The sequence below is a fragment of the Pseudoalteromonas aliena genome (genome assembly GCF_038155085.1).
Taxonomy (GTDB): Bacteria; Pseudomonadota; Gammaproteobacteria; order Enterobacterales; family Alteromonadaceae; genus Pseudoalteromonas; species Pseudoalteromonas aliena_A.
In genome coordinates, this window is record NZ_JBAKAU010000005.1 from 69,256 (window position 1) to 84,509 (window position 15,254).

The following is a 15,254-nucleotide window of genomic DNA, read 5'->3' on the forward strand; positions in this document are numbered from 1 at the left end:
CTTACAAACACCATATGTAAAATCGTTGCTTGCGTAAAATGATATATTTGAATTAAAGTGTTTCACAATATGAAATGATGGGTTTAGTATGGATCATAAACATTTAAACTATTTTTTAGCACTAGCTAAAACACTTCACTTTGCCCGCGCAAGCGAGCTTTGCCATATAAGCGCACCCACTTTGAGCCGTAATATAAAGTACTTAGAGGAGGAGGTAGGTGTTGCATTATTTATACGAGACAACCGCAGTGTTAAATTAACGCGTGAAGGTGAATCGTTTATTGATTACGCAACAGCAACGCTTGCTAATTGGCAACGTTTTAAAACGAATGTAAAAGATCCACAACAGCATATTTACGGCAAGGTAAGTATTTATTGTTCAGTAACTGCATCTTATAGTTTTTTACATCAGATATTAGAACAACTTCGCGCGCAGCATCAGTACATAGAAATAACATTAAATACCGGTGACCCAGCACTTGCTATAAATCGTGTGCTAGATGGCCACGAATTAATGGCAATTGCGGCTAAGCCTAATAAATTACCGTCGCAAATTGCCTTTGTTGATATTGGTCACTCACCACTTTTATTAATTGGACCAAAAATTCAATGTCCGATCAAACAAAAGCTTACACAAAATAGTGATGACATTAATTGGTCTGATTTAGAGTTTATTGTCCCAGAACAAGGTTTTTCTCGCCAAAGGTTAGAGCACTGGTGGCGCAAAAATAATATTCACGGAAAAATCTACGCTCAAGTTGCAGGACATGAAGCAATGGTATCTATGGTGAGCTTAGGACTCGGTGTCGCAATGGTCCCTAAAATAGTGCTAGATAACAGTCCGCTGCAAGATAAAGTACAAACACTAACACCAAAAATGCAAGCACCTGAAGGGTTTGATATCGGTTTGGCTGTATTAAGAAAAGAGTTAAATGACCCTGCAATCAGTGCTTTATGGAGTATTGCACAAACTTTAGATGCAAAAGCGATTTAATACCAACTAAATCAGTTCAGTAAATAGTATTAATATAAGTTGCGTATATGTTTACTATTAATTAGCATTGAAAGCTTATAATAAAAAATAATGACGCTTGAGAATTTATTTATGAATAACGCAGTATCACTTGCTCATTCTGCTCAGAGCTTAAAAAAAGCAATTCCTTTAATGGTAAAATATCGTATACCAGTAACTCCAATAAATTATGCAATTTGGTATTGTTACATTGAAGGTAGTAATCCTTCACTAAACGCAGAGTTAGATCAAGTTATTGAACAGAATAAAACGTGTACTCAAGATAAGGCAAAGGAGATTTTTGATAAACACTTAACCAATGACGATCTTATTTTTTTTCAAAAAAAGACAGAAAAGTTTAATAAAACTGTGGAGCAAATACAGCATGATATAGATGTTACGCTAAACCACTCCAAAAGTTTTACAACAAGCTTAGTTGATTCGCAAAATGAGCTAAGTACGCTCACTAATGCAAACTCATATGATGAAATATTAAGTTGCGTTGAACGCTTAACTGATGAGTCTATTATAATGCAAGACTCCGCTCGAGAATTTCAAACAAAGCTTGCTATTGCATATAATGAAATAAAAGACTTAAAAAGAACTCTTAATATTCCAAACGAAGTGGCTGACACTGACTCTCTAACAGGCTTTTATAGTAGAGCTAAATTTGACAAAGATATTAAAAAGTTTTGTCATGAATACTCAGAGAAGGTAAATGAACACTCACAGGCAGTACTTATTATGTTTGATATAGATCATTTTAAACGCTTCAATGACGATTTTGGCTACCAAAAGGGGGACGAAGTACTTAAGTTGGTTGCTAAAAAAGTAAAAGAAAATACAACTAAGGCTGAAAATGTATATAGGTATGGTGGCGGAGAGTTTTGTATAACAGCTTATTTTGACAGTATTAATGACATATTAACATTTTCAGATTGTATACGTTTAGCGATAGCAAAATTAGCGATCCGAAAAAAGCATGATGTAACAGCTACACGTGCTATCTCAGCAAGTTTTGGTTTAGCAATTTTACGCCCATTTACCAATAGCTTAGTTTTAGTTGAGCGTGCGGATAGAGCTTTGCATATTGCCAAAACACATGGCAGAAACCGTATAGAAATAGCCCCTGACATTTAGTAAGTACTAGGGGCGAGTGAACCCAGTCTCGATTTTGCTAAGGAAGTAGCGAAGTGAAAATAAAGCAGCAGTGGTTAACTTCAAAAAAACTCGATTTGTAGCGTTGTGCTTTATAAAAAGCACCTAAAACATCAAAGTTAACATTTTTGTATGTGAATTGTTAATAATTGTAACTAGCTAGAGCTAGTTCAAAAGGACCTTGCTAGTATGGGGGACTTACTTAAATACTTTGATGTACGCTGATGCGGTATTCCTTCACCTTATTAACAGCTCTATGTTTTAGCGCTATGTTTGTTTGCCTTTCGGTGCAGGCAACACAGGCAAGCAAGCATGCTGACGATTATACAGAGCAAGATATAACAACAGATCGTCTGCATTTGAGTTTAAGCGTTGGGGCTGGAGTTATAACTAACCCTTTACATGGTGGGGATAATATTCCGCTTGTGCTTATTCCACAAATTGCGTTTTATGCAGAGCAGTGGTTTTTTGATAATGGCCGCCTTGGCTATTCATTTTCACAATCCCCGAAGCATCATTTTAATCTAGTTAGTGAACTTAACTCCGAATCTCGCTTTTTTATAGACTGGCACCCTAAAAATGTATTTACATTGCAAACTAGTGAACTTGGTAATCAGTTTGTAATGCAAAATGAAGCTTTGTCTTCTCGCTATGCTGATATTGATAATTTACATAAACGGCAAATTGCCTTGGATGCGGGTATTGCATATCACTATGTAAATGAAGACCATGTTTTTTCAGTCCAGGCTCTGCATGATATAACCGATGTTTATCGAGGTGTACGCGGTGCATTGCAGTGGCAATATCATACTGTGCTTGGAAAGCTCAAAATAAAGCCAACACTTGGAATAAACTATAAATCTGCGGAACTAAATAGTTATTTTTATGGACTTAAAGAGGGCGAAACTCAATTTGGTAAAATAGGCGTTGGTAGTAGTTGGCAGCCTTATGCTAAAATCGACGCCCGTTGGCCACTGAGTAAGGCTGACTCTCTTCGTTTTCATGTAGCATATTACGACTATTCGCCTATGGATGGCAGTCCGCTCTTTGAACGTACTTATTCAATGACTGCATTTATAGGATTCGATCGTACTTTTTAATATGAAGTATTCAATATTGGTTGTCTTTATTACCACTTTTTTTAGTGGTTTTAGTGTGGCGAAACCCCCTTTTTTTAGCGTTTCTCCAAAAGTCTGCGTCGTTTCTGAACAGCAGGATTTTTGCGATCTTGATTTACAGTTTAATTGGCAATTAAACGCGTATAGTGATGCCTGTTTGTATCAACAAGCACAACTGCTTCAATGCTGGAAGCAACAACGTTCAGGGCAATTCAATTATAAAGCGCGTGTTCAGGTGGAGACCATATACTCCTTAATCAATCCTCATACGGGTGTGTTAATAGCAAAAACACAAGTTGAAGTACAAAGCGCCCATGCTAAAAAAAATAGGCGTAGGCTTCGCTCTCCGTGGAGTTTTTTTTAATTTAGGAGCAACTCATGCCAAAAATTTTACTTGTTGAAGATGATCTCGCTTTACAACAACTAACAAAAGATTACCTTGAACATAATGGCCTTGAAGTAGAAGTGTTAGAGCGTGGTGACGAAGTGTTTAATTACCTAGAAAATAATACCCCCGATTTGATGATTTTAGACGTTATGCTGCCAGGTAAAGACGGCTTTAGCGTTTGCCGCCAAGTGAGAGATAAATTTACTCTACCAATTTTAATGTTGACTGCTAAAGGTGAGGACTTCGACCAAGTACTTGGTTTAGAGCTTGGTGCTGATGATTATGTAATTAAACCAGCAGAGCCACGTGTATTATTAGCGCGGATCAATGCATTACTCCGACGTGGGCAACCAATAGTAAAATCTAGTGAAGAACTGCAGTTTGGTGATTTAGTCATCGATAAAACAAGCCGTATTGTAAAACTAAGTAATTCAGAGATTGTATTAACTTCGCACGAGTTTGAGTTACTATGGCTATTAGCATCAAATGCGGGTGAAGTACTAAGCAGAGAGCATGTGCACCAACATATGATTGGCCGTCAATACGACGGACTTGATAGAACTGTGGATGTACGCGTATCACGAATTCGTAAAAAATTAGGCGATAATAGTGATAAGCCGTATCGTATAAAAACTGTATGGGGACAAGGTTATTTATTTGTTTCTGATGCGTGGGAACTCTAGAACTATTTAAGGTTAATCGGCTGTAATGGGAAAACTGTTTACCAGCTTATACTTATATATCATTGTTTCACTATTTGCTGTAAGTGGTGTTATTGATCAGCTGTGGCCCTATGAAGAGTCGCAGCAGCAGGTCTTCTTAGACGATGAGTTTGGGCAATCACTTTGGTTGCTTTCACAAACCCCAAATGGTCTTAAAAAGCTAAAGCATAACTTTGAAAGTAAGGTGATTGAACGACGTGATTTAATACTCCCTCAAAAACAACAATCGCAGCTAAACCAAAACCACTACTTATACTTGTATGATAAGCAACAACGTATTGTTTGGTATGTAGATCTTGGTAATGATTCATTACTTCAAGTCGGACCGGTAGGTGTATTAACGCAGGAATCATCTTCTGTTTGGCCGTATTTATTACTACTTATTATTATAGGTATACCTGTTGGGCTGTGGAGCTTTTTACTCTGGCGTGACTTTGCAAAGCTACGTAAAGCATGTGAAGCGGTAGAGGGTTTGCAAGACTTTCAACTAAACGATTCTTCTAAGTCTTTCTTTTTACCTATAACTGATACATTAAATGTAATGCAGCAACGTATTGAGTTTTTGCTTAGTGCACAGCAAGAGCTTACCTCATCGGTATCACATGAATTTAGAACGCCATTAGCACGTTTAAAATTTGCTATTGTAATGGTACAAGAGCAAATGCTTAATGAAAAAGGCGAAAAATACTTAACCAATATGCAAACAGATATTAGTGAACTTGAGTCACTTGTCTCTGAAATGCTTGAATACGCGCGATTAGACTCTCAACAACCAAGTTTACAGCCAATAAACTGCGATTTAGCTGGGCTGGTAAAAACTACTGTTGAAAAGCTAAATTTTGAGGCTAGAACAACACTCTCTATAAATCTCCAGGAGCATTTAAATTACTACTGTGATAGCCACTTTATGGCGCGAGTATTTCAAAATTTAATTGGTAATGCGCTCAAATACACTCATCAACAAGTCAAAATTTCATTGCTACAAAAGGCAACTCACATCATATTGACTGTCGAAGATGATGGTGAAGGAATTGAACTCAGTGAGCGAGAAAACGTATTTAAACCTTTTACTCGATTAGATAAAAGTAGAGGCAAGGACACTGGTGGCTTTGGTTTAGGGCTCGCTATAGTTGCTAAAATTGTGTCGTGGCATCAAGGAGAGTGTAAAGTAGAAAGCTCAAGCTTAGGTGGTGCTAAATTTATTGTATATTTACCTCTCAAATTTAAGACATAAAAAAAGCGCCTAAGGGCGCTTTTTTTGTGGTTCAAAACCAAAATCAACAAGTAGCAATATAATAGACCGCAGGTGCTTAAAAAAGTTCTCAACTATTTTTTATTTTTTCAAGTAATGGCATTAACATTTGCTCAAGGCCATTTAGTTTAACCTCATACATCATTGCTAGTTGGCTCCCTAGTTTTGAGTCAGGAAATCCCTGCTGTTTGAACCACACCAAATAAGGTTCTGGTAGCAGTAATAAAGGGCGACCAGCATATTTCCCAAAAGGCATCGTTGTATTTACAGCTATTTTTAATAGTTTTGGATCCATAAGAGTTACTTAGGTTTTAAATTTTGCGTAAGTGTAAGGGATTTTAGAAATATAAAATAGGCTGTGACGGGCAAGAAACAGCCTATTTTACGAGGGAGTAGGCCCTCTGATTTAATAATTTTTTGTTAATTAATATAAACCTAGTTGAACTTTAATTAGCTGGGATCTAATTAAGTTATTATTAGAACATGGTTTTTTATTTAACTAACATGGATAGTCTACCTGTTTTTTATGCTTGTGGTGAAGAGGCTTGTAAAGGAATGTAAATAGAATTGCTTTTCATTTATAAAATAATAAAGCCTTAATAATTTAAGGCTTTATTATTTATAGACGTTATAAAAAGTGATTATTCGTTAAATAGCTCTTGTTTAACGTGTTCTGCAAAACCACTACCGGCTTCTAGATAAAAGTTATAAGTAGAATGAACACCCATTTCTTCTAACTCTTTTTGTTGATCAGGATAGTTTGCAATAGCTGTTACTTGGCCTTTATAACCAGAGGCTTGTAGTTGCTCTAGCGCAAAAATATTTTGCATATGCTTTGGCATCGCAAGCATGACCATTTCTACTTGCGAATGATTTACTCGTTGCCAAAAGTCAGGATCTGTTGCATCAGCAATTAAGACGTTGCGACCTCTGTTAACGTGCTTATCTACCACCTCAGGTTTTATATCTATACCTGCAACAACATTTGGGTGAGTCGCGTTAATAGTTTCATAAGCACCAGTACCAATGCGCCCCATCCCAAAAATGACTATTTTAGTATTGTTTAGGTTAACGGGTAGTTCTTCAGCTAGACGAGTTTTGCTTTCAAACTTTAATAGCCAGTGCTCTATTTTTACGTATAGCTCGTTTGAGCGTTTATTTAACGGCGAGGCAATTACAAAGGTGATAGAAACAGCAATTGCCATTACGGCCAGCCACTCAGAAGTGATCATGCCTGTGCTAGCTGCTACTGCACATACAATTAACCCAAATTCACTGTAGTTAGATAAACTAAAGGCGGTAAGTAATGATGTACGCGCGCGTAGTTTGAATACATTTGTGAATACGTAATAAAGCGCTATTTTAATAGGTAAAACTAAAACAAGTATAATGGCAACGATTAATGAGCTAGTGGTTAGCTCTGCGCTCAAGCCAATACTTAAGAAAAAACCGACTAATAATATGTCTTTTAAATTAAGCAGAGATTTTGATAGTTCTCCTGCTTTTTTATGTGGTGCAAACATCATCCCAATTATGAGTGCGCCTAGATCGCCTTTTAATCCTGCAAATTCAAATGCATGATAACCAGCAACTAAAGCAAAGAAAAAACCAAATAATGGTAATAGTTCACCATGTTTAGAGCGATTTAATACGCCATACATGACAGGTCGTAATAAAGGCAGAGCAATTATTAATGCAATTGCCCATATATTTGGAATTTTACCTGTACTAATCGCTAAAAAGATAACTGCAAAGATATCTTGCATGACTAGTATACCAATGGCTACTTTACCGTGTAGGCTTGCCATTTCTCCGCGTTCTTCAAGCACTTTCACTGCAAATACAGTACTTGAAAAACTAAGCGCAAACCCAACCAGTAAGGCACTTTGCCAACTTAAATCAATGAATAGTGGAATGGCGAGAGCACCAAGCAATAACATAAAGCCACTAAAAAGCGCACTGCTAAAAATAATATGCAATGTTGCAGGCGCCCACACTTGGGGTTTAATTAAACTGTTTACCTTTAGCTTTAAACCAATACTAAAAAGAAGAAGGGTTACGCCAAGTGCAGCTATTGTATCGAGCAACTCTGTACTTTTATAACCCGATAAATTTAAAGCAAAACCTGCTAATAAAAATCCAATAAGAGGAGGCAGCTTTAACTGATAAACAGCAAAACCACACACAAACGCGGCGGCAAAATAGATTAGTTCCATAATTCTTAATATCACTTCATTTGGGGTTGCAGTGTAACGAAAAATTTATACCATTGAAAATAAAAATAGGCCTAAAAATGAACGCGTCTAATCAAATACTTGCCTATATGTGTATAAAAAACACGCATCAAACATACATTTAATCGTAAATAGTATGTAAATAACATTTTTTCACTGACATTGGCTTTTAAATATGGTTAAGATGCGATAACGAAGAAGTTTAAGCCAGAGCAAATAATAGAACCGCTCAGCTTAAGGAGAAATATATGTTTAAAAAGATTTTAGCGTCGGTAGGTATTGGTGCTGCAAAAGTAGATACTGTTTTAGAGACTGAACACCTACAACCTGGTCAGCTTTTTAACGCACAAATAGTCATTACCGGGGGTGATGTTAGCCAAGATATTGAAGGCTTAGATTTATTACTTATGACCCGTGTTAAAGTGGCAGGTGATGATGGCGATTATTTTACCAATCATGTGATTGACCAATGGCGAATTACAGATATAGGTACAATTGAGCCGGGCGAAGTTAAAAGTATCCCTTTTGAAGCACGCCTTCATTCTGAAACACCTATTACAGAGATTAATGCAGGTTACAATCAATCTCATGTGTGGCTTGAAACAGGTTTAGATATTGATTTAGCGCTTGATCCGAGCGATAAAGACCATTTACACATTTATCCTAATGAAGCAGTTAAAACATGTATGCTAGCAATGGAAAAGCTAGGTTTTAACTTAATGAAAGCGGATGTTGAAAAGGGTCATTTGCGCGCTTCTACATTTCAATCGCTATCGGGCTGTTATCAGGAGCTTGAATATAAACCAAATAACCGTAGTTTATTTGGTATTCAAGAGATTGAGTTGTCATTTGTACCAGAGGCACATAAAACACATGTGCTTATAGAGCTAGACAGAGCCTTTAGAGGCGATGGTTATGTAGACTTAACGATAGAACATGACCACGTGAATGTATCGCAATTGTGCGACCAACTAGAGCGTTTATTTGCTTGATATAAACTAACAAGTGAATAATTTTATTAAACCCGGCCTAGGCTGGGTTTATTGTTTATAGGATTTAAAATGCAATTTAAACGTGAGCAGTTTAATGCTTTAGATACGCATACTCTTTTTACTATTATGCGAGGACGTGTGGACGTATTTGTTGTAGAGCAGGCGTGTCCTTACCCTGAACTTGATGATGTAGATATAGCCTTAAATACACAGCATCTATATACATTAGACAATGGGCGGCTAGACACTTATGCGCGATGCTATGAAAAAAATGAGCAATACAGCGCTATAGGACGCGTACTGGTAAGTAAAAGCGCGCGTGGCAAAGGCAACGCCACTCTACTTGTAAGTAAAGCAATAGAATGCTGTAAAGAGCTGTGGCCTGAGCGAGATATTTATATTGGCGCACAAACCTACTTACTTGGTTTTTACCGCTCTTTTGGCTTTGAGGATTACAAAAGCGAATATCTAGAAGATGGCATACCTCATCAAGATATGATTTTAAAACTCACTCAATAAATCAAATTTAAGTAACTATAAAAAAGCCCACTAATGTGGGCTGTTTTAATTTAAAACTATTTTAAGTAAGGTATCATTTAACTCAACAGTGAGTGTAAAAACACCATACCAATAGCAAGTGGACATACAAACTTGGTATACCAAGGCCATATTTTCCAAAACAATGTATTGTGAACTTCAGGGTTACCCTCTTGAATTGCTTTTAGTAATGAGCCTCTATACCAAATCCAGCCTACAAATATACAACACATAAGGCCAAGTAAAGGCTGAGCTACTTTTGTAGTGAGAGTGATTACTAAGCCAAATAAGCTGCTAAGGTTATATACAATTGTAATGCTAACGACAGCAGTTAGCGCCCCAATTAACCACGTTGCTTGAACACGTTTCATCCCAAAGCACTCTACGGTGTACGATACTGGCGCCTCTAACATTGAAATAGATGATGTTAAAGCGGCAATACTCATTAACGCAAAAAATGAAAAACCCACAAATAGACCTACGTCGCCCATTCCATCAAATAAAGCGGGGAGTACCTGAAACACTAATGTATCTTCAGAGAGTAGCTTACCCGTTGTGGCCGAGAATATTTCAACGCCTTGAGCTTGCGCTACATACATAGCCGGAATAATCAGTAAGCCTGCAACAAAGGCTATAAATACATCAATAAGGGTTACATACGCGCCTAAAGAAACGAGGTTTTCTTTTTTACTAATGTACGAGCCGTAAATAATCATTACGCTAGTGCCAAGCGACAATGAGAAGAAAGCTTGCCCTAATGCACTTACTAATAGTTTTGCGTCAAAAATAGATGAAAAGTCTGGGACTAAATAGGCTTTTAAGCCTTCCATAGCACCATCTTGCGTCATTACATAAGCAATAAGTGCAAATAAAATTCCTAAAAGTGCAGGCATTAAACGCTTAGACCACTTCTCGATACCGTTTTCAACGCCTCTACTTATAATAGCGACAGTTAGAACGATAAAGATCATGGTGAATATAATATTTCGAGTAAGTGATTGCTCGCTTAGCCATGTAGATGCTGTGTTGGCTCCAACTAAAGTGGCTATGGGTTCGGCTGTGGCGCTGAGCATCCAACCGGCAACAATGGCGTAAAAGCTTAAAATGAAGCCTGCACATAAAATACCGCCAAAACCAACAGCAAAGGCAAAGTGTTTTTGCCATGGCTTATTAGATATTTTTTGAAGAGATGACACTGCGTTTGCTTGGCCATGACGTCCAATCATAAGTTCAGCCATTAAAGCGGGGTAGGCTAAAAAGAACGCAAGCACTAAATATGCGACTAAAAATGCAGCACCGCCATTACTTGCTGTTTGTGTAGGGAATCCCCAAATATTGCCCAAACCAACGGCAGAACCCGCGGCGGCCATAATAAAACCAAAGCGAGAGCTAAACTCGCCTCTAACTGCGCTCATATTATTGTACTTCTCTATTGTGTGACGGCGGTGACAATCTACTGGAAATGTAAATAAATAAAAAGTGCTTATTTGCTGATCTAGCACAAATTAATAAGTAAAGTGTATGTTATAACCATCGATTTTAATTGTTGTTATTAAGTCGTTTAAAGTAACGGGTTGATTTTGTTTAATAATTGTTAATTACAGTCTGTAACTATTGCTTTACGGGTTGTAATGCTGAGCAATAGTGAGAGTAAAACAAGCCCCACCTAGTTGATTGCTTTTAGTGACTTTAACACTACCGTGATGCCAATCAGCTACTTTGGCAACTATGGCTAAACCAAGACCATAACTCTTATCGGCTCTATTACGGTGATCTTCTTCTCTAAAAAATGGGGTAAATACGTTACTAAAATTTTCTCGAGCGATACCTGGGCCGTCATCTTCTACGGTAATTATAAGTTGTTGCTCGTGTAATTTTGCACTTAAGTAAATATATTGACTCGCAAAATCGGAGGCATTCGTTAATAAGTTTGTAATGGCACGAGCAAGCCAATGAAGATCGGCACTTATTAACTCGTCGCTACTGTTTAGTTGCACACTTAACACTTGCGATTCAAGCTTTGGTGCCAGCTGTACTAAAATATCTTCAAGGTATGGTTTAATATTGGTTGATGAATAGGTCAGTTTATTCGCGTTTTGCTCTAAAGTAGCAAATGCTAAATAGCTACTAAGCATTGATTCCATATGATCTAAATCGTTCTCCATACGGGTTAAGTACTGTTTTATTTTTTGCTCATCATAGCTATCTAATGCCGCATCTAAACCAAATCGTAGGCACGCGATAGGGGTGCGTATGTCGTGAGACAAGCTTGAGGCCATTAGTTTGTTTTCGGCGACAAGTTTTTCTATTTGGCTAGCCATGCGGTTAAAAGTAAGTTCTACGTCCTTTATATAGGTAAAATGCGATACCTTTATTCGGGCTTGAACATTACCAGAGGCAAACTTTTTAGCGGCTTCATTCAAGACAGTCAGCCGTTTAGCTAAGGGCGCGATAATAAACCCCATAAATACACACAAACCTGCGTAGAATAGTAGGGTTAAGATAATGTCGTTATGCTGCTCGCTATCAAAAACTTTATCTAAACGCATTGATAAGTGAAAAGGATTTAAAACGTCGCTACTATAAAGCATATAAAAGCCTTGCTGATCCTCTAAAATCAGCCCACCTGGCGTGTGCATTTGTAATAATAAAGACGGTGGTAAGGCGAGTGACTCATTTGGCTTGTAGTCAATTAAAACGTCAAACTCTCGGGCTAATTGTTTTACATAATCGCTGCGCTCAGATGTAGGTATGTTAGCTAACTGCTTATTAAAACCCATGATCATTTTACTTTGCTGACTAAATTCATCCCGTGGGGTATGCGCTTGTTGACTAAAAGCATCAATAAGCCAGCCCAGTACCACTATAGATAAAAGTGCACTGCCTAGAAGCGATATATAAAACTTTTTCATTTATTTATTCATCGCTTTATTACCACGCGGTAGAAACAAGTAAATATCCACGGCCCCAAATGGTTTTAATTTTTTCAGGGTTTTGTGGATCATCATTAAATTTTTTACGAAGTGCAGAAATAAGTACATCAACACTTCTATCAAGTCCGTCGTATTCTCTGCCTTTGGTTGCTTTAAATACGGCATCGCGTGATACAACTTGACCTGCATTGCTTGCTAGGTAGTGTAATAATAAATATTCGGCGCTTGATATATTTATATCTTGCTCGTTAAGGGTCACATTTCTAGATTCGGTATTAATACTAAGCGCACCAACTTGGATAACGCTTTGGCTAACCTGTGGCTTATTTGGCTCATTATTTTGACGCAGTGCTGCTTTTATGCGCGCTAGCAATGCACGCGGACGCACTGGTTTCATTATGTAGTCGCTTGCGCCAACTTCTAAACCAATAACTTCATCCATCTCTTCATCGCGTGCGGTGAGCATTATAATAGGCAAATTATAAAAGCTACGAAGCTCTCTACACACGCTGATACCATCTTGCCCCGGGAGCATAATATCTAGGAGTACAATATTTGGATTTAGCGTTTTGACCTGGCTAACAACCTCGTCACCACGATGACAAACATGCGTTGTATAGCCTTGCTCTGTTAAATATTCAGCCACCCATTGCGCTAGTGATGCATCGTCTTCAACAAGTAAAATAGTCCCGTAGTTATCCATAAAACATCCCTAATGTGATTGGTATTAAAATAGTCGCCAGCGGCGTTTTTTTTGCCTGTTTTGATAAACCCATTGTAGTTTTACTTCTGCGGTGCTGATTACTTTGGATGTATTGCTATCAAATAGTTCAAATGAAATACTTTGCTGTGAGTCAAAAGCATAATTAAAAGTACCACTTTGTTGTTTAAGCCAACATTGCATTATGTACTTTGAGGTGGCGTCACGTAGGCAATAATTACCAATGAGAGGTTGCTCCCACGTTAGCGTAACGTCAGCATAGCAATTTCGCCCTTCGCGCAATGCAACGCAGGTGTCGGGAACTGCTATGAGTGCCTCAGGAGGTTCCTGAGCTTTAACAGTAAAAGTACTGGAAAAGATCAGTAATACCCAGAACCATCTAAAATACATAACGTAGGCCTACCTTGGCTTTGTGTTGATATCCTTGGGAAATAATTGGACTGTCGTCAATTTCTTTTGAAAACCATGTGGTAAGCCAGCCGGATAAAAACACCCAATCTTGGCTTATTGGATACTCAGCATGGAACTCAAAAATAATACTAGTACTGGCATTGCTGCTATAAATCGGGCGAAGGCTGGTGGCTTCATCGCTATCAATGCCAAAGTAATAATTGGTAAAGTCAGCTGAGTAGGCGCTTACACCAACACCGGATCTAAACTCCCAATTTCGCCATGGTAGAATGTGACTAAAGAAGCTGTTTATAACCCATCCATTGTGTGCACCAGATACATCATGAAGGTATTCAAAAGAGAATTGAGAATTTTCAAATCGACGAGAAAGTCGAAGGCCAACGTCAAAGTCGTAATTACGCTTTTTTATACCTTGGAGTTCTTTTATAACTCCGTGGTTATAAAATCCGAGGCCTTTTTCGTCAAACCCGGCTTGAGTGTTTGTGCCAAGTATGTCTAAGCCCCAATCAAATTTATCTATAAGGCTGTAGCCTATTACAAGGCCGCCACTGAGTTGATTGTGATCGAAATCAAGGTAAAATTTATCGTAGGAAACAGCAAGGCTTAAGTCGATTTCAGTGCCTTTATCATAAGACTCAATGCCGACAAGGTAAGAATCTTCAATATAAAAGCCCGCACCAGCACTCCAATCCCACGCAAAGCCTTGGGTTGGCTCTAACGTATTGTCTGCATAATAGCGGTTACTTGCCATACTTGTGGTGCTAAAAATGAAGCAAAAAAGCAATGCTATGCTCAGTAAAGTACGGTTAAGCAAAGTGTTTCTCATCCCTAGGGAGCCTAATTATTATTTGTTATTAAGCGTAGTATATTGTTAATTCGTTCCTTTAATCTGTAAAAAAATGTAGTAAGTGCAAAATTTACTGAACTTTAATTTTATCGATTAATATACTACTTAAGTAAAACTGCATCATAGGCGTTAATGCGCTTACTTCTGTTCTGTTACATGGGCCGCTAAGTTTGGTAAGGCTAGATAATTTTGACAACATTTTGTACTGAGGAATTTGAATGTCTTTTCCAAGTCTTTCAATGCGAGCTTCATCAGTGTTTTGCTGATGGACAAAAGCGGCAACCTCAAGCTCATTAGTTATTTTTTGCTCTTCGGTGAGACTATAAATTAGTGGCTCACGATGAAAGCTTGCACTATCAATAGAAGATTTAGCAAACCAAACAACATCACCCGATGCTTTATGTGTGAGGCGCATACTTACTTGTGCAAATATTACAGCACATTCCTGGGTTGGGTATTGCTGGGCAATATCTGAATATAATGTAAAAGGGTTCTCAGGTTGCTTTATTACGTACTTAACTTCGTCAGTGAAAGTTAAATCAAGTTGCTGAATAGTTAGTGTGTAGTCGCTGTTATTTTTAGTGGTTACTTTTAGCTGTTTATCGTTAAGTGCTTGGCTAATTTGTGATAAAAGTTTATCGGTTACACTTGCTTTATCGGTAATAATTTTTACTGTTTGGTTTCTAATTACTTTATGTGCAGGAAGTTGAACGGATTTAACTTTTGGAGATGAGTGTTCTGTGGTGTACTCAAGCTGGTAGGTTTGACTTTTTAATGTTGGCTTTAATGGCATAGCCAGTGGCTCGGCCGGCTGCTTTGTAAGAGTACAACCAGTTGATAATATAATAAAAAGTGACACAACTAAAAAACGCATAAGTACTAAACACTCACTAAAAACCAAATAATCGTCGTATTGTACGTTAGTCCAA

Annotated in this window: 16 protein-coding genes; 8 read left to right on the forward strand and 8 right to left on the reverse strand. The window is 37.8% G+C overall.

Annotated features, from left to right (window positions below; translation table 11 throughout):
- Positions 1–88 precede the first annotated feature (88 nt).
- The 6 genes from ilvY (at position 89) to V6260_RS06995 (ending at position 5,632) form a co-directional block, all read left to right on the forward strand.
- Positions 89–994: an HTH-type transcriptional activator IlvY gene (gene ilvY / locus V6260_RS06970; RefSeq protein WP_341593323.1), complete on the forward strand. Its 906-nt coding sequence runs from the start codon at positions 89–91 to the stop codon at positions 992–994.
- 111 nt (positions 995–1,105) lie between these two features.
- Positions 1,106–2,152, forward strand: coding sequence for a GGDEF domain-containing protein (locus tag V6260_RS06975; protein WP_341593325.1), 1,047 nt, complete (start codon positions 1,106–1,108; stop codon positions 2,150–2,152).
- 305 nt (positions 2,153–2,457) lie between these two features.
- Positions 2,458–3,270 carry a MipA/OmpV family protein gene (locus tag V6260_RS06980; protein WP_341593503.1) on the forward strand — a complete coding sequence of 271 codons (813 nt, stop codon included), beginning with the start codon at positions 2,458–2,460 and terminating at the stop codon, positions 3,268–3,270.
- A gap of 1 nt (position 3,271) precedes the next feature.
- Entirely contained in the window at positions 3,272–3,652 is a 381-nt protein-coding gene (locus V6260_RS06985; RefSeq protein WP_341593327.1) for a DUF3019 domain-containing protein, read from the forward strand.
- A gap of 14 nt (positions 3,653–3,666) precedes the next feature.
- Complete coding sequence (locus V6260_RS06990; RefSeq protein WP_341593328.1) at positions 3,667–4,359, forward strand: response regulator; 693 nt, start codon at positions 3,667–3,669, stop codon at positions 4,357–4,359.
- 25 nt (positions 4,360–4,384) lie between these two features.
- Positions 4,385–5,632, forward strand: coding sequence for an ATP-binding protein (locus V6260_RS06995; RefSeq protein ID WP_341593330.1), 1,248 nt, complete (start codon positions 4,385–4,387; stop codon positions 5,630–5,632).
- Between the two features lie 88 nt (positions 5,633–5,720).
- Here V6260_RS06995 and V6260_RS07000 read toward each other — a convergent pair whose 3' ends face one another.
- On the reverse strand, positions 5,721–5,945 hold the full coding sequence (locus V6260_RS07000) for a DUF3820 family protein (RefSeq protein ID WP_341593332.1): 225 nt from the start codon (positions 5,943–5,945) through the stop codon (positions 5,721–5,723).
- Between the two features lie 346 nt (positions 5,946–6,291).
- Positions 6,292–7,866 (reverse strand): cation:proton antiporter family protein, encoded by a 1,575-nt coding sequence (locus tag V6260_RS07005; protein ID WP_341593333.1) that lies wholly within the window; start codon positions 7,864–7,866, stop codon positions 6,292–6,294.
- A gap of 266 nt (positions 7,867–8,132) precedes the next feature.
- Here V6260_RS07005 and V6260_RS07010 point away from each other — a divergent pair, with 266 nt between their 5' ends.
- Together V6260_RS07010 and V6260_RS07015 are read left to right on the forward strand one after the other, a co-directional pair.
- Positions 8,133–8,876 (forward strand): sporulation protein, encoded by a 744-nt coding sequence (locus V6260_RS07010; protein ID WP_341593334.1) that lies wholly within the window; start codon positions 8,133–8,135, stop codon positions 8,874–8,876.
- A gap of 69 nt (positions 8,877–8,945) precedes the next feature.
- On the forward strand, positions 8,946–9,395 hold the full coding sequence (locus V6260_RS07015; protein WP_341593336.1) for a GNAT family N-acetyltransferase: 450 nt from the start codon (positions 8,946–8,948) through the stop codon (positions 9,393–9,395).
- A 77-nt stretch (positions 9,396–9,472) separates the two neighbouring features.
- Here V6260_RS07015 and V6260_RS07020 read toward each other — a convergent pair whose 3' ends face one another.
- The 6 genes from V6260_RS07020 to V6260_RS07045 all read right to left on the reverse strand — a co-directional run bounded on the left by V6260_RS07020 (position 9,473) and on the right by V6260_RS07045 (position 15,199).
- Positions 9,473–10,828 carry a sodium-dependent transporter gene (locus tag V6260_RS07020; protein ID WP_341593338.1) on the reverse strand — a complete coding sequence of 452 codons (1,356 nt, stop codon included), beginning with the start codon at positions 10,826–10,828 and terminating at the stop codon, positions 9,473–9,475.
- Between the two features lie 204 nt (positions 10,829–11,032).
- Complete coding sequence (locus tag V6260_RS07025) at positions 11,033–12,325, reverse strand: sensor histidine kinase (RefSeq protein ID WP_341593340.1); 1,293 nt, start codon at positions 12,323–12,325, stop codon at positions 11,033–11,035.
- A 19-nt stretch (positions 12,326–12,344) separates the two neighbouring features.
- Complete coding sequence (locus tag V6260_RS07030) at positions 12,345–13,049, reverse strand: response regulator transcription factor (RefSeq protein ID WP_341593342.1); 705 nt, start codon at positions 13,047–13,049, stop codon at positions 12,345–12,347.
- Between the two features lie 24 nt (positions 13,050–13,073).
- Complete coding sequence (locus V6260_RS07035; RefSeq protein ID WP_341593343.1) at positions 13,074–13,457, reverse strand: DUF3019 domain-containing protein; 384 nt, start codon at positions 13,455–13,457, stop codon at positions 13,074–13,076.
- Positions 13,447–14,229 (reverse strand): MipA/OmpV family protein, encoded by a 783-nt coding sequence (locus V6260_RS07040; RefSeq protein ID WP_341593344.1) that lies wholly within the window; start codon positions 14,227–14,229, stop codon positions 13,447–13,449. Before V6260_RS07040 ends, V6260_RS07035 begins: the two co-directional genes overlap by 11 nt.
- A gap of 166 nt (positions 14,230–14,395) precedes the next feature.
- Positions 14,396–15,199 (reverse strand): hypothetical protein, encoded by an 804-nt coding sequence (locus tag V6260_RS07045; RefSeq protein ID WP_341593346.1) that lies wholly within the window; start codon positions 15,197–15,199, stop codon positions 14,396–14,398.
- Positions 15,200–15,254: the final 55 nt, after the last annotated feature.

What these genes read in the sequence shown, in the direction of transcription:
- V6260_RS06975 (WP_341593325.1), top strand. Translation starts at nt 1,106, where the DNA reads ATGAATAACGCAGTATCACTTGCTCATTCTGCTCAGAGCTTAAAAAAA.
- V6260_RS06985 (WP_341593327.1), top strand. Translation starts at nt 3,272, where the DNA reads ATGAAGTATTCAATATTGGTTGTCTTTATTACCACTTTTTTTAGTGGT.
- V6260_RS06990 (WP_341593328.1), top strand. Translation starts at nt 3,667, where the DNA reads ATGCCAAAAATTTTACTTGTTGAAGATGATCTCGCTTTACAACAACTA.
- V6260_RS07040 (WP_341593344.1), bottom strand. Translation starts at nt 14,229, where the DNA reads ATGGCAAGTAACCGCTATTATGCAGACAATACGTTAGAGCCAACCCAA.
- V6260_RS07045 (WP_341593346.1), bottom strand. Translation starts at nt 15,199, where the DNA reads ATGCGTTTTTTAGTTGTGTCACTTTTTATTATATTATCAACTGGTTGT.
- V6260_RS06995 (WP_341593330.1), top strand. Translation starts at nt 4,385, where the DNA reads ATGGGAAAACTGTTTACCAGCTTATACTTATATATCATTGTTTCACTA.
- V6260_RS07025 (WP_341593340.1), bottom strand. Translation starts at nt 12,325, where the DNA reads ATGAAAAAGTTTTATATATCGCTTCTAGGCAGTGCACTTTTATCTATA.
- V6260_RS07000 (WP_341593332.1), bottom strand. Translation starts at nt 5,945, where the DNA reads ATGGATCCAAAACTATTAAAAATAGCTGTAAATACAACGATGCCTTTT.
- V6260_RS07035 (WP_341593343.1), bottom strand. Translation starts at nt 13,457, where the DNA reads ATGTATTTTAGATGGTTCTGGGTATTACTGATCTTTTCCAGTACTTTT.
- ilvY (WP_341593323.1), top strand. Translation starts at nt 89, where the DNA reads ATGGATCATAAACATTTAAACTATTTTTTAGCACTAGCTAAAACACTT.
- V6260_RS07030 (WP_341593342.1), bottom strand. Translation starts at nt 13,049, where the DNA reads ATGGATAACTACGGGACTATTTTACTTGTTGAAGACGATGCATCACTA.
- V6260_RS07015 (WP_341593336.1), top strand. Translation starts at nt 8,946, where the DNA reads ATGCAATTTAAACGTGAGCAGTTTAATGCTTTAGATACGCATACTCTT.
- V6260_RS07020 (WP_341593338.1), bottom strand. Translation starts at nt 10,828, where the DNA reads ATGAGCGCAGTTAGAGGCGAGTTTAGCTCTCGCTTTGGTTTTATTATG.
- V6260_RS07005 (WP_341593333.1), bottom strand. Translation starts at nt 7,866, where the DNA reads ATGGAACTAATCTATTTTGCCGCCGCGTTTGTGTGTGGTTTTGCTGTT.
- V6260_RS07010 (WP_341593334.1), top strand. Translation starts at nt 8,133, where the DNA reads ATGTTTAAAAAGATTTTAGCGTCGGTAGGTATTGGTGCTGCAAAAGTA.